The 14,367-nt window shown below is 38.1% G+C and carries 13 protein-coding genes; 11 read left to right on the top strand and 2 right to left on the bottom strand.

The features are described 5' to 3' along the window. Positions 1-54: 54 nt before the first annotated feature. The gene (locus tag IEV41_RS17285; protein ID WP_188389767.1) at positions 55-1,611 is read right to left on the bottom strand and encodes a BCCT family transporter; all 1,557 of its coding nucleotides are present in this window, start codon (positions 1,609-1,611) and stop codon (positions 55-57) included. Between the two features lie 304 nt (positions 1,612-1,915). Between IEV41_RS17285 and rpoE the strand changes: the two genes are divergently transcribed. Both rpoE and pyrG read left to right on the top strand, forming a co-directional pair. After that, positions 1,916-2,458, top strand: coding sequence for a DNA-directed RNA polymerase subunit delta (rpoE, locus tag IEV41_RS17280; RefSeq protein WP_188389766.1), 543 nt, complete (start codon positions 1,916-1,918; stop codon positions 2,456-2,458). Positions 2,459-2,730: 272 nt separating this feature from the next. Then, on the top strand, positions 2,731-4,338 hold the full coding sequence (gene pyrG / locus IEV41_RS17275) for a CTP synthase (RefSeq protein ID WP_188389765.1): 1,608 nt from the start codon (positions 2,731-2,733) through the stop codon (positions 4,336-4,338). Positions 4,339-4,381: 43 nt separating this feature from the next. On the opposite strand, the gene IEV41_RS17270 is transcribed toward pyrG, so the two are convergent. After that, positions 4,382-4,900, bottom strand: coding sequence for a DUF2529 domain-containing protein (locus IEV41_RS17270; protein WP_188389764.1), 519 nt, complete (start codon positions 4,898-4,900; stop codon positions 4,382-4,384). 298 nt (positions 4,901-5,198) lie between these two features. On the opposite strand from IEV41_RS17270, the gene IEV41_RS17265 reads away from it, so the two are divergent. The 9 genes from IEV41_RS17265 to prmC all read left to right on the top strand — a co-directional run bounded on the left by IEV41_RS17265 (position 5,199) and on the right by prmC (position 14,307). Further along, positions 5,199-5,567: a response regulator gene (locus IEV41_RS17265; RefSeq protein ID WP_188389763.1), complete on the top strand. Its 369-nt coding sequence runs from the start codon at positions 5,199-5,201 to the stop codon at positions 5,565-5,567. Between the two features lie 212 nt (positions 5,568-5,779). Beyond that, a complete protein-coding gene (locus tag IEV41_RS17260) occupies positions 5,780-6,637 on the top strand; it encodes a class II fructose-bisphosphate aldolase (protein ID WP_188389762.1) in 858 nt (285 codons plus the stop codon). Positions 6,638-6,999: 362 nt separating this feature from the next. Next, complete coding sequence (gene murA / locus IEV41_RS17255; RefSeq protein ID WP_188389761.1) at positions 7,000-8,286, top strand: UDP-N-acetylglucosamine 1-carboxyvinyltransferase; 1,287 nt, start codon at positions 7,000-7,002, stop codon at positions 8,284-8,286. A gap of 61 nt (positions 8,287-8,347) precedes the next feature. Next, positions 8,348-9,313: a class II fructose-bisphosphatase gene (glpX, locus tag IEV41_RS17250; protein WP_188389760.1), complete on the top strand. Its 966-nt coding sequence runs from the start codon at positions 8,348-8,350 to the stop codon at positions 9,311-9,313. A gap of 466 nt (positions 9,314-9,779) precedes the next feature. Next, the gene (gene rho / locus IEV41_RS17245; protein ID WP_188389759.1) at positions 9,780-11,051 is read left to right on the top strand and encodes a transcription termination factor Rho; all 1,272 of its coding nucleotides are present in this window, start codon (positions 9,780-9,782) and stop codon (positions 11,049-11,051) included. 150 nt (positions 11,052-11,201) lie between these two features. Beyond that, the gene (rpmE, locus tag IEV41_RS17240) at positions 11,202-11,402 is read left to right on the top strand and encodes a 50S ribosomal protein L31 (RefSeq protein WP_188389758.1); all 201 of its coding nucleotides are present in this window, start codon (positions 11,202-11,204) and stop codon (positions 11,400-11,402) included. Positions 11,403-11,706: 304 nt separating this feature from the next. Beyond that, entirely contained in the window at positions 11,707-12,282 is a 576-nt protein-coding gene (locus tag IEV41_RS17235; protein WP_188389757.1) for a thymidine kinase, read from the top strand. Positions 12,283-12,376: 94 nt separating this feature from the next. After that, a complete protein-coding gene (gene prfA, locus IEV41_RS17230; RefSeq protein WP_188389756.1) occupies positions 12,377-13,447 on the top strand; it encodes a peptide chain release factor 1 in 1,071 nt (356 codons plus the stop codon). Next, complete coding sequence (gene prmC, locus IEV41_RS17225; protein WP_188389755.1) at positions 13,444-14,307, top strand: peptide chain release factor N(5)-glutamine methyltransferase; 864 nt, start codon at positions 13,444-13,446, stop codon at positions 14,305-14,307. Before prfA ends, prmC begins: the two co-directional genes overlap by 4 nt. Positions 14,308-14,367 lie beyond the last annotated feature (60 nt).

The following is a 14,367-nucleotide window of genomic DNA, read 5'->3' as shown; positions in this document are numbered from 1 at the left end:
TAACAGGTTTGTTACGTGGATGACACTCTTTTTTCTCTCTCTTTGTTTAGCTTGTTACTTGGCTTTATTTAGTTTCGGCAATGGTTTGGCAGTAGATTTTGTTACGACTGTTTCTTTTTTTAATTCTTTAAATAATGAAACAACCATCAAAATAATGACGAACGAGAACGGGAAGGCTGCGATAATAGCGGTTGTCTGTAATGTTGCTAATCCACCAGTATTTAGTAAGGTGGCAGCTAGTACAGAAATGATGATTCCCCATAATAACTTCATTCGATTACTTGGTGATAATCTACCATTACTTGCTTGCATTGCAACGATAAAAGTCGCTGAGTCCGCAGATGTCACGAAAAATGTTGTAATTAAGCAAAGTGTGATTAAAATTAAAATACTAGATAACGGTAAGTGTTGCAGTACAGCGAAAATACCAATTTCATTTCCTTTAGCTGCAATTTCATTTCCGATTCCAGCATTTGAGAATAACTCAAGGTAGATAGATGTGCCACCAAAGGCTGCAAACCATAAAAGACATACAAAAGTAGGTGCAAGCATGACACCGACAATAAATTCACGAATGGTACGACCTTTTGAAATACGGGCGATGAAGGAGCCAACAAATGGCGTCCAAGAAATCCACCAACCCCAGTAGAAGATTGTCCAATTTTGAATCCATTGTGCACTTTCTTCGTTAAATGGACTTAAACTAAGACTCATACTAGGAAGGTTTTGAATATAGGTTCCCATTGTTGTCGTAAAGTAGTCCATGATGAAGGTCGTAGGTCCAGTCACTAGTACAATAAGAAGCAGCAAACCTGCAAAAGTGATGTTTGCATTACTTAAATGTTTGATGCCCCGTTGTAGACCAGTTTGTGCAGAAAGTAAATAAAGCACTGTTACAATCGCAATTAGGATAAGTTGCGTTGTTAACGTATTTTCAATGGATGGAAATAAATAGCTTAAACCAGCAGAGATTTGTTGTGCCCCAATCCCAATCGTCGGAACGATACCAAATATAATTGCTAAAATTGCAAGAATATCAACAGTTTGACTAACGATAGAGGATGTGGATGGATTCTTAAATAGCGGTGTAATTGTCGAGCTAATGTTTCCGCGTTTGTTTTTACGGAACGTGAAATACGCAATTACTAATGCTGCCATTGCATATAATGCCCATGGATGTAGTCCCCAATGGAAGAATGAATAACGTAGGGCTAATCGGGCACTTTCGTGTGTAGCAGGGTCTCCTTGGACAGGGTTATAGAAGTGCGAGATTGGCTCGGCGATTCCAAAGAAGATAAGGCCGATTCCCATTCCAGCGCCAAATAACATGGCTAACCAGGTCAAGTACGAGAACTCCGGTCTGTCGTCGTCTTTCCCAAGTCGAATTGATCCATACTTAGAGAAGGCTAAATAAAAGGCTAGTACGACGAGAGAGGTCATAAGCAATGAATAGAACCATCCGAATTTTTGGAGGATATACGTATTCATAAAGGCTGTCACGTTTTCTAATGAGTACGGACCTAACCAATCGTTAGGGGTTATTCCCCAAAAAATGAATAAAATGGTAATTGTTAGTGTGGTTAATAGTACGTTGTTTCTTTTTTTGTGCACCAAATCACTCCTTGTTTTTTATAGTATTGTCAAATAGCAGCGAAAGGATTAAAAATATAACCCTCTCCTTTTCTTCCATATATTTAGTGTAACAAGGATTTTTAGTGAGCTCAAAGGTTTTATTTTGGTCGGATGAAAAAAAAGCAAAAAAAAGCCTTACTGGCCCTAGCATATTTCTAGTACTTTTGTTTATAATGAAAGATATGTATTCTGTTAGATTTGGAATAATGTTACACTACTGTACTTACTGTATCTATAAGGAAATTTACATATTACCATTAAGGATTGAAAGGACGTGCTTTCTTTGAAATTAGGTCAATATTCTCCAGAAGAATTAAAAGAATTATCAATGATAGAGCTTGCATATGAAATTATGCATTCAAAAAAGCAACCAGTTGTATTTCAAGAAGTTACAGAAGAAATTGCTTCTATTTTAGAATTATCTCGTGAAGAATTAGTTGCGAGAATTTCTCAATTTTATACAGATTTAAATATCGATGGACGTTTTATTTGTTTAGGTGACAATCGTTGGGGGCTACGTAGCTGGTATCCATATGAGCAAATCGATGAAGAAGTATTACCACAAACGAAGACGAAGAAGAAACGTGCGAAGAAATATGAAGAAGATTTATTAGAAGATGATTTAGAAGAAGTGGATGAGCTAGATGATGAGGATCTAGATGAAGAAGAGGACTTCGTTGATGAGTTTGAAGAAGACGAAGAAGAGGAAGAAGAAGAAGATTTATTAGAAGACGATTTAGACTTAGAAGAAGATTTCTCTGAAGAGGAAGAAGAGGAAGAAGAATTAGAGTATGATGAGTCAGATGCGGAAGAAGAGGAATTATAAGTTACCGCATAATAAATACGTAATTATTCATTTCACGAACGTCCTTGACTTTTCGTAAGAGAATGGGTAGAATCATGTTTGGGCTCTTAAAAAAGCTATTAACATGATTATGATGTGATCCAATTGCTCCCTGATTATTATATGAGGGGAGCAATTTTTTTGTTTTTTAGGGGTTATTCCTCCTATATATTAAGATAAATTGACTCGTTACATATCTCATTTTGTGACGGGTAAAAATAGAAAATAAGAAGTAGAAGAAGGGAGATTTACTTATGACAAAGTATATTTTTGTAACAGGTGGCGTAGTGTCATCTTTAGGAAAAGGAATTACAGCAGCTTCCTTAGGACGTCTGTTAAAAAACCGCGGATTAAACGTAACAATTCAGAAATTTGATCCATATTTAAACGTAGACCCAGGGACAATGAGTCCATACCAACACGGTGAAGTATTCGTAACAGATGATGGTGCAGAAACAGACTTAGACTTAGGTCACTATGAGCGTTTTATTGACATTAACTTAAATAAATATTCAAACGTAACAGCTGGTAAAGTATATTCGACAGTTCTTCAAAAAGAGCGTCGTGGAGATTACCTAGGTGGAACAGTACAAGTTATTCCGCATATCACGAATGAATTAAAAGAGCGTGTTTACCGTTCTGGTCGTGAAACAAATGCGGATGTTGTTATTACAGAGATTGGTGGGACAGTTGGTGACATCGAGTCATTACCATTCTTAGAAGCAATTCGTCAAATGAAGAGTGATATTGGTCGTGACAACGTGATGTATATCCACTGTACATTACTTCCATATATTAAAGCTGCCGGTGAAATGAAAACAAAACCGACGCAACATAGCGTAAAAGAATTACGTAGCTTAGGTATTCAACCAGACGTAATCGTATTACGTTCAGAAGCGCCAGTTCCTCAAGAAATGAAGGACAAGATTGCTCTGTTCTGTGACGTAGATGCAAAAGCAGTTATCGAATGTGTGGATGCAGACACACTGTATTCAATCCCATTAGCACTTCAAGAGCAACATCTAGATGATATTGTATGCAAGCATTTAAAATTAACATGCGAAGAGCCAAATATGGATGAGTGGAAAGCTCTTGTAGAGAAAGTAACGAATTTATCAAAAACAACTACAATTGGACTTGTTGGTAAATATGTAGAATTACAAGATGCATACATTTCTGTTGTAGAAGCACTTCGTCATGCTGGATACAAATTCGATTCAGAAATCGAAGTGAAATGGATTAATTCTGAAGAAGTAACAGCTGGAAATGTTCACGAAGTATTAGGTCATGTTGACGGTATTCTAGTACCAGGTGGTTTTGGCGACCGTGGTGTAGAAGGAAAAATCATCGCAACACAATATGCTCGTGAGAATAAGGTACCATTCTTCGGTATTTGCTTAGGTATGCAAGTAGCTTCTATTGAATATGCGCGTAACGTTCTAGGGCTAGAAGGAGCACATTCATCAGAGCTTGATCCAAATACGAAGTACCCAATTATCGACTTACTACCAGAACAAAAAGACGTAGAAGATTTAGGTGGAACACTTCGTCTTGGATTATATCCATGTAAGTTAGAAGCAGAAACGAAAGCATACGAAGCATATGGACAAGAAGTGGTGTATGAGCGCCATCGTCATCGTTATGAGTTCAACAACCAATTCCGTCAACAAATGGAAGAGGCAGGATTCATCTTCTCTGGAACAAGTCCAGATGGTCGTTTAGTAGAAATCATTGAAATTAAAAATCACCCATGGTTCGTGGCAGCACAGTTCCATCCGGAGTTTATTTCACGTCCAAACCGTCCACAATCATTATTCCGAGAGTTCGTTCAAGCTTCATTATCATACAGAGAAAGCAAATAAGTAGAAAAAAAAGACTTGTACACAAATGTGTACAAGTCTTTTTTTACATATATTCTTCTACAATTTCTTGTACGGTAAAGAAGAGTCCAAAATAAGCGAATAAAGCGACCATACTCGTTGGGAAACCGGTACGTGTACCATCTTCTGCGGGGATTAATCCACGGATAAGTTGTAAGTCGATATGAACATCAACGAAACTTTCTAATGATTCAATACCGTCTTGGATTGTAGAGATCCCTACAGCAGGAATTCCTGCTTCTTGCAGTTGTTTTGCAAATGTGACAATCTCTTCGTCTGTTGAATAACGACTAATAAGTAATACGCGATCCATTGGAGAGAGTTCTTCTACATGATGAAGTGCTTTTGCTTTTGGAAATGGTTCTTGTCCGTCTGTTGCTTCTAGTGTAACAGCATGCATTTCTTTTGCTCCGTATATGTATAAGTGACCATCACCGATAATTGCTTGTGCTACTAAGCGAGCACTATCTTCTAGGTTTATCTCTTCTTTTTCTGTGATTTTTTTTAAGCAGCCAAGGAGTTGGGTCGAAAAAATTTTTAACATAGTGTATTCCTCCGTTCTAGTGATATTAGAAATGGTTAATTATGTGCACTCGTCGTGATACAGTGATATAGATAGCGAGTTTGTTGTATCTTCTTTCGTAGAAAATCTAGCTTCTATCATATCTAAAAGGAAGTGTTCACGCAATCCTCTTTACCCTCTTTTAGGTAAAGAGGAAAAAGATGAGAAAAAGCATCATAGTTTTTAATACATGTTTTGTAAAAAACGGCAGGAAATGATATAACAGAAGTAGAAAAGTTTTCAAGATGAAAAGAAATAGATAGGCAAAGGGGGTTTGAAATTGAAAGCGAAATTACTTATTGTGGATGATCAATATGGTATTCGTATTTTATTAAATGAAGTATTCCAAAAAGAAGGGTACCATACATATCAAGCGGCAAATGGATTTCAAGCAATCGACATTGTCTTACAAGATAGACCAGACCTTGTAATTTTAGATATGAAAATTCCTGGAATGGACGGAATTGAAATTTTAAAGCGTATTAAAGAAATCGATCAAACAATTAAAGTTATCTTGATGACGGCATATGGGGAACTCGATATGATTCAAGAAGCGAAACAATTAGGAGCATTATCTCATTTTGCAAAACCATTTGATATCGATGAAATCAAAAGCGTTGTAAAAGAGGAGATTTTTGTTAAAAATTAGGTAGTGTTCACATGAAAGACAAAAAAAAATGAATGAAAGCGTTTGAAAAGGCAAACTTTATGTTTAATGCGGTTGAGATTTAGACATGAAATTGTTATCCTATAAAATGTAAGAGGTTCATCCGGTTTTGTTTTGTATATATTTAGGTGGTTTTTAATCATGTAGAGGAACAATATCGGGTAGAAAATGTGTCGTTATAAGGAGGATTTAACATGCCTTTAGTTTCAGCAAAAGAAATGTTAAACAAAGCGTTAGCAGGTAATTATGCAGTAGGTCAATACAATATCAATAACTTAGAGTGGACTCAAGCTATCTTAGCAGCTGCTGAAGAAGAGAAGTCGCCAGTTATTTTAGGTGTATCTGAAGGTGCTGCTCGTCATATGGGCGGATTCAACACTGTTGTAAAAATGGTTGAAGGTTTATTAATCGACATGAACATTACAGTTCCTGTTGCGATTCACTTAGATCATGGTTCAAGCTTCGAAAAATGTAAAGAAGCGATCGATGCTGGTTTCACATCAGTAATGATCGATGCTTCTCATCACCCATTTGAAGAGAACATTGAAACTACAAAGAAAGTAGTTGAATATGCTCATTCTAAAGGTGTTTCTGTAGAAGCTGAATTAGGAACAGTTGGTGGACAAGAAGACGACATTATCGCAGAAGGCGTAATCTACGCTGATCCAGCTGAGTGTAAAGAACTTGTTGAGAAAACTGGTATTGATTTCTTAGCTCCAGCTTTAGGTTCTGTTCATGGACCATACAAAGGTGAGCCAAACTTAGGTTTCAAAGAAATGGAAGAAATCAAAAATTCTACAAACTTACCATTAGTACTTCATGGTGGAACTGGTATCCCAACAGCGGACATCCAGAAGTCTGTCGCTTTAGGTACAGCGAAAATTAACGTGAACACAGAGAACCAAATCTCGTTCATGAAAGTTGTTCGTGAAGTATTAGCGAAAGACGCAGAAGCTTACGATCCACGTAAGATTATGGTTCCTGGTCGCGATGCAATTAAAGCAACTGTTATCGGCAAAATCCGTGAATTCGGCACAAGCAACAAAGCATAATTAAAGTTGTTCGATAATGATAAAACCGTCTATTGTTAGACGGTTTTATTTGTATCTTTCGTGAAAGCGCTTTAGAATAGGGAGGTGTCTTTTTGTCTTTGTTATTGATAGAGAAAAAGGATATCTTCACTTCTTTCACGAATACAATACATAAAGCGAGACTTTGCTCTACTCGAAATATTATAGCTCGTTACATCTCTGTTTACTCTGAGTAAAGAACGGAGAAGAAAAAGAGTGGTGTCTACATATATGTTTGTACATGATAGGAACGTGTGTTGTGCAAACTAGTAAATATGTGTATTGGTCATTATTTCTATGAATATGAAATAATGAAAGACATTGTCGCTAGAAGGGAGAAAAAAATGGAAAAATTGATCATTGAAGGTGGAGTCCCTCTTGCGGGTTCTATACGTATAAGTGGTGCGAAAAATAGTGCAGTGGCGCTTATTCCTGCCACAATTTTAGCAGATTCATCAGTGACAATAGGTGGAGTACCAACTATTTCTGATATAAAGATGCTAGGAGACTTACTTGAAGAGATTGGTGGAACGGTTTCCTATGATGGTGAGGACATGACGATAGATCCTTCCTGCATGGTATCCATGCCGCTTCCAAATGGAAAAGTAAAAAAACTACGTGCATCTTATTATTTAATGGGGGCGATGTTAGGACGTTTTAAGAAGGCGGTAATTGGCTTGCCAGGAGGTTGTCATTTAGGACCAAGGCCAATTGACCAACATATTAAAGGATTTGAAGCTTTAGGGGCAACGGTTACCAATGAACAAGGTGCAATTTATTTACGAGCAGAGGAATTAAGAGGAGCACGGATTTATTTAGATGTTGTAAGTGTTGGAGCGACAATTAATATTATGCTGGCTGCTGTTCGAGCAAAAGGGCGTACAGTGATTGAAAATGCTGCTAAAGAGCCAGAAATTATCGACGTTGCGACGTTGTTAACAAGTATGGGGGCAAGAATTAAAGGTGCTGGAACGGATGTTATTCGTATCGATGGGGTGGATTCTTTGAAAGGATGTCACCATACAATCATTCCAGACCGTATTGAAGCAGGTACATATATGACATTAGCGGCGGCAGCAGGAGAGAGAGTAACAGTCGAGAATGTTATTCCGCAGCATCTTGAGTCTATTACAGCAAAGTTACGCGAAATGAATGTCCGTATTGATATAGATGATGATCAAATAACGGTATATGGTGGTCGACAGTTAAAAACAGTAGATGTCAAAACACTTGTTTATCCTGGTTTTGCTACGGATCTTCAACAACCGTTTACAGCGTTGTTGACGAAAGCAAGAGGAACAGGGGTTGTGACCGACACGATTTACGGAGCACGCTTCAAACATATTGATGAACTTCGTCGCATGAGTGCTAATATTAAAGCAGAAGGAAGAACAGCAATTATTACTGGACCTGTTGTACTCCAAGGAGCGAAAGTAAAAGCAAGTGATTTACGGGCGGGTGCTGCTTTAGTTATTGCGGGTTTAATGGCTGAAGGTATTACGGAAGTGACGGGACTTGAGCATATTGACCGTGGCTATGAACAGTTAGTAGAAAAGTTAACTGGTTTAGGCGCAAGAATCCGGCGTGAAAAAATGACTTCGGTGGAGATTGAGCAGCTGCAAAATTCGTGAATATAGATGATGTTTAGATGTACAAAGGATAGAAGTAAAGGGAGAACAAGGGGGAATTAAAATGGAAAGAAGTTTATCCATGGAATTAGTTCGTGTGACAGAAGCAGCAGCATTAGCTTCAGCACGATGGATGGGACGAGGAAAGAAAGACGAAGCAGATGATGCAGCGACAACAGCGATGCGTGATGTTTTCGATACGATTCCGATGAAAGGGACAGTTGTTATCGGTGAAGGGGAAATGGATGAAGCACCTATGCTATACATTGGTGAGAAGCTTGGGAATGGCTATGGACCCCGAGTAGATGTAGCAGTTGATCCGTTAGAAGGGACGAATATCGTTGCAACTGGTGGATGGAATGCATTAGCCGTTATTGCAGTGGCAGACCATGGAAATATGCTCCATGCACCGGACATGTATATGGAGAAAATTGCGGTTGGGCCAGAAGCGGTTGGCAAAATTGATATTAATGCATCTGTACTAGATAATTTAAAAGCAGTAGCTGAAGCTAAGAATAAAAATTTAGAAGATGTTGTAGCGACAGTGTTAAATCGTCCTCGACATGCGAAGCTTATTGAAGAAATTCGTCAAGCAGGTGCACGAATTAAATTAATTAACGACGGAGATGTAGCTGGTGCGATTAATACGGCATTTGATCATACAGGCGTAGATATTTTATTTGGATCGGGTGGTGCACCTGAGGGTGTGCTAGCGGCTGTTGCACTAAAGTGTTTAGGTGGTGAAATCCAAGGGAAACTTCTTCCGCAAAATGAACAAGAATTAATTCGTTGTAAGAAGATGGGTATTGACGATGTGAACAAAACATTATACATGGATGACCTTGTTCGTGGAGATGATGCCATTTTTGCTGCAACAGGTGTGACGGACGGAGAATTATTGCGTGGTGTACAGTTCAAAGGAGTAACTGGAACAACACAATCAGTTGTTATGCGTGCAAAGTCAGGTACAGTTCGCTTCATTGATGGTGCACATAGTTTGCATAAAAAGCCCAATCTTGTTATGAAGTAAGTAGGTTCTTTTCTGCATAAAGAAGGAAAGGGGAGCGAGGTATGTTGCTCCTCTTCCTTTATCTTTAGAAGAAGTTTATATCTATTTTGTCAATATGGACAATTAGGGATTGTATAGGTATGACGATTAGTGTATGATTTTGCAAGAAAGTCAAACTTTCCTCATGGTTTATTTCCTTTCACATCAATATTTTTTTGAAGTAATAAATGATTCACATAGAGTGTATGTTCACTAAAAGAATGTGTACGAGAAGCACAGAAAAAGATGTTTTCTCTCTTTTCGTGTAATATAAGTTGATTAAAATGACAAAATAAGGTTAGAATAGGAAATATTCATAAAAATAAAACATAATTAGATATTTCTTTCACCCTTATGATTATTGTATTTCCATCTCCATTTTCCAATGAGAATCTTCTTTTATCATCTTCCAATTATAATTGAAAATAATAAAGAGTGTGGTGTTTAAATGAGTTTAACAATTTCAACTTTAGAAAATATGAAGTTAAAAGAACTTTATGAGCAAGCGAAAAATTTTAAAATATCTTACTATAGTAAATTAACAAAAAAAGAACTTATTTTTGCTATTTTAAAAGCGCAAGCAGAGCGTGATGGATTATCATTTATGGAAGGTGTACTGGAAGTTATTCAATCAGAGGGGTTTGGATTTTTACGTACAGTTAATTATTCGCCGAGTTCGGAGGATATTTATATATCTGCATCCCAAATTCGTCGCTTTGACTTACGAAATGGGGATCGTGTATCTGGCAAGGTACGTCCACCGAAGGAAAATGAGCGTTATTTCGGATTACTACAAGTAGAGGCTGTGAACGGGGAAGATCCAGAAACAGCGAAGGAACGTGTTCATTTCCCTGCTTTGACACCGCTTTATCCAGATCGTCAAATGAAGTTGGAAACAGAACCAACAGCCTTTTCTACGCGTATTATGGACTTGTTAGCACCTGTTGGTTACGGACAACGTGGTTTAATCGTTGCCCCTCCAAAAGCAGGTAAAACAACGCTATTAAAGGAAATTGCGAATAGCATTACAACAAACCATCCAGATGCAGAGTTAATCGTATTATTAATTGATGAGCGTCCAGAGGAAGTAACAGACATTGAGCGTTCTGTAAAAGGAGACGTTGTAAGTTCGACGTTTGATGAAGTACCAGAAAATCATATTAAAGTGGCAGAGCTTGTGTTAGAGCGTGCGATGAGGCTAGTGGAACATAAAAAAGATGTTATTATTTTAATGGATAGTATTACACGTCTTGCGAGAGCCTATAATTTAGTAATACCTCCAAGTGGTCGTACTCTATCTGGTGGTATTGATCCAGCTGCATTCCACCGTCCAAAGCGTTTCTTTGGTGCGGCACGTAATATTGAAGAAGGTGGAAGCTTAACAATTTTAGCAACTGCATTAGTTGATACAGGATCACGTATGGATGATGTTATTTATGAAGAATTTAAAGGTACAGGTAATATGGAATTGCATCTTGATCGTTCGTTAGCAGAGCGTCGTATCTTCCCGGCGATTGATATTCGTCGTTCTGGTACACGTAAAGAAGAGCTGCTTATTCCGAAAGAGCATCTTGATAAGCTATGGGCAATTCGTAAATCGATGACAGACTCGCCTGATTTTGTGGAGAGGTTCTTCAAAGCGTTAAAGCAAACAAAGTCAAATGAAGAGTTCTTTGAACGAATTTCGGAGCAACGAAAAGGTGCGGCAACAACAAAATAAATGATTACATGATATTTCCTCTATTTCATAAAAAGAGGGAGTTGCAAAAGAGTAAATCACTTGTTATAATTTGCTCATATGTGTTTTACTCTTAAATGGAGTAGATAACTCTGTTTCAACATGATTCAGGGCGGAAGGAGATGAAAAGTAATGAAATCAGGAATTCATCCAAACTATAAAGCAAGTATGGTTAAATGTGCATGTGGTAACGAATTTACAACAGGATCTGTAAAAGAAGAAATCCGCGTTGAGGTTTGTTCAGAATGTCATCCATTCTACACTGGACGTCAGAAGTTTGCTAGCGCTGATGGCCGCGTAGACCGATTCAATAAAAAATACGGCCTTAAGTAATAAGTGTCTAAAAGCAGGCAAGCGTTCGTTCTCTTGCCTGTTTTTTTTTGAAAGAGAAAACCTATGCAACCTTACTTGTAAAGAGTCAGGTGAGAAAGGAAGCGGAAGGAATAGGTCCTTTTGCTTCCTTTCTTATGCTAGAAAAGAGAAAGCGAGCATCCTTATTGGCGAGGAATGGCTTCGTAGGATTTCCTTCCATAATAAGGAGTGGGAAGAATAAAAGAAAGCGGCATTGTATTAGGAATAAGGACGCTTTGTTCTTTTTAAATAGATTGAGTTAATGAAGAAGGTAGGGGTTTGTTTGATGTACTTGATGAAGCGAAATGGATGGATAGAAGTTATTTGTGGTAGCATGTTCTCTGGAAAGTCAGAAGAGCTTATCCGTCGCGTGAAGCGTACGCAGTTTGCCAAACAAAAATCAATGACGTTTAAGCCATGCGTCGATAATCGTTATAGCGATCAAGACGTTGTTTCGCATAATGGGACAAAGGTAGAGGCAATTGCGGTTCCGAATTCAAAGGAAATTTTGAAACGCGTTACACCAGATGTTGAAGTAGTAGCAATTGATGAAGTGCAGTTTTTTGATGATGAAGTGTTAGGGGTTGTCCAAATTCTTGCGGACAAAGGACATCGTGTCATTACAGCCGGATTAGATCAAGACTTCCGTGGTTTACCGTTTGGTCAAGTTCCGAACTTAATGGCAGTTGCAGAACATGTAACGAAGTTACAAGCTGTTTGTTCGAAGTGTGGTTCGCCTGCAAGTCGTACGCAACGTCTAATTAACGAGAAGCCAGCATCATTCCATGATCCAATTATTTTAGTCGGTGCTTCGGAGTCATATGAACCACGTTGTCGTCATTGTCATGAAGTACCAAAGTAAGGAAGCACAATTACTACTGTGATTGATTTTGACGTAAAAAATGAACTATAATATAAAATATTAGAATGTGTATAAAAGAGTTGAGGTGAGAGCTATGTTAGATCGTTTACAAGCTGTTGAAGACCGCTATGATAAGTTAAATGAATTATTAAGTGACCCTGAAATTATAAATGATTCAAAGAAACTTCGTGAATATTCGAAGGAACAATCTGATATACAAGAAACGGTAGAAACGTACCGTGAATATAAAGGTGTTCATGAACAATTAATGGATGCAAAAGCAATGCTCGAAGATAAATTAGATGCAGAGATGCGCGAAATGGTAAAAGAAGAATTGTCTGAATTAGAAGGACAATACAAAGCACTATCAGAACGCTTGAATGTGTTACTTCTTCCGAAAGACCCAAATGATGACAAGAACGTTATTATTGAAATTCGTGGTGCTGCTGGTGGAGACGAGGCAGCATTATTCGCTGGTGACCTATACCGTATGTATAGTCGTTATGCAGAATCTCAAGGCTGGAAGTCAGAAGTAATCGAAGCGAGCTATACAGGAATTGGTGGCTATAAAGAGATTATTTTCATGATTAATGGTAAAGGTGCGTATTCGAAGATGAAATTCGAAAACGGTGCGCATCGTGTACAACGTGTTCCAGAAACGGAATCTGGTGGCCGTATCCATACATCGACAGCAACAGTAGCAGTATTACCGGAAGCAGAAGAAGTAGAGCTTGAGCTTCACGATAAAGATATCCGCGTAGATACATTCTGCTCAAGTGGTCCTGGTGGACAAAGTGTTAACACGACAATGTCGGCTGTTCGTTTAACACATTTACCTACTGGTACAGTTGTATCGTGTCAGGATGAGAAATCTCAAATTAAGAACAAAGAAAAAGCAATGAAAGTATTACGTGCTCGTATTTACGATAAAATGCAACAAGAAGCGCAAGCAGAATATGCTCAGAACCGTAAAGCGGCAGTTGGTACGGGTGACCGTTCAGAACGTATTCGCACATATAATTTCCCGCAAAACCGTGTGACGGATCATCGCATTGGCTTAACAATTCAGAAGCTAGATCAAATCCTACAAGGGAAGTTAGAAGACGTTATTAACGCCCTTATCATGGAAGACCAAGCACAAAAGATGGAAGCAGCGACAGAATGAGTCAAAAAGTAATCGAAGCCCTGAACTGGGCTTCTTCTTTTTTACAAGAAGCAAATCGAGATCAAAATGCGGGCGAAATCTTGTTATGCCATTTGCTTGAAACGAATCGAACAGGATTATTAATGAATTTGCATGAACAATTAACAGCCGATCAACAAGAAAAATTCATGCATTATGTAGAAGAACATATACAAGGAATACCTATCCAATATTTAATTGGCTATGAGTATTTTTATGGACGAAAATTTCATGTGAATGAAGAAGTGCTAATTCCAAGACCGGAAACGGAAGAATTGGTGCTAGGTGTGTTAGAGCGTATTAAACGGTTATTCTCACGAGAAGAAACGCTACAAGTGGCGGATATTGGTACAGGTAGTGGTGCTATCTCCATTACATTAGCGTTAGAAAACCAACAGTTACATGTATCAACTGTTGATATTGCGCAAGAATCATTGGAAGTAGCGACATGTAATGCAACTAATTTAGGGGTCGATGTGACATTTATTCATGGTGATTTATTACAGCCTTTTATTCAAAAAGGACAGAAGTTAGACATTGTTGTGTCTAATCCACCATATATACCAGTAGAAGAATATATGGGCCTTTCACCGGTTGTAAAAGATTACGAACCTGAGCGAGCACTTGTTGGTGGGGTTGATGGATTAGATTTCTATCGTCGTTTCATGGATGAATTACCACTTGTTCTAAAAGAGCAGGCAATTGTTGCATTTGAAGTTGGTCATGGCCAAGGAGGCGATGTGAAAACGTTGCTTCAAATGACGTTCCCTGATGCATATGTTAACGTTGTCTTTGATATAAACGGGAAGGATCGTATGGTCTTCATGGAAAAAGGATTCTAAAGAGTCCTTTTTTTTGTGGGGCTCGTTTTTGAAAAGGAATAGTTATTTTGTATATTTATA

Origin of the sequence: Priestia taiwanensis (genome assembly GCF_014638355.1) — a bacterium.
Lineage (GTDB): Bacteria > Bacillota > Bacilli > Bacillales > Bacillaceae_G > Priestia_D > Priestia_D taiwanensis.
This window is presented reverse-complemented; position numbering and strand designations above follow the sequence as displayed.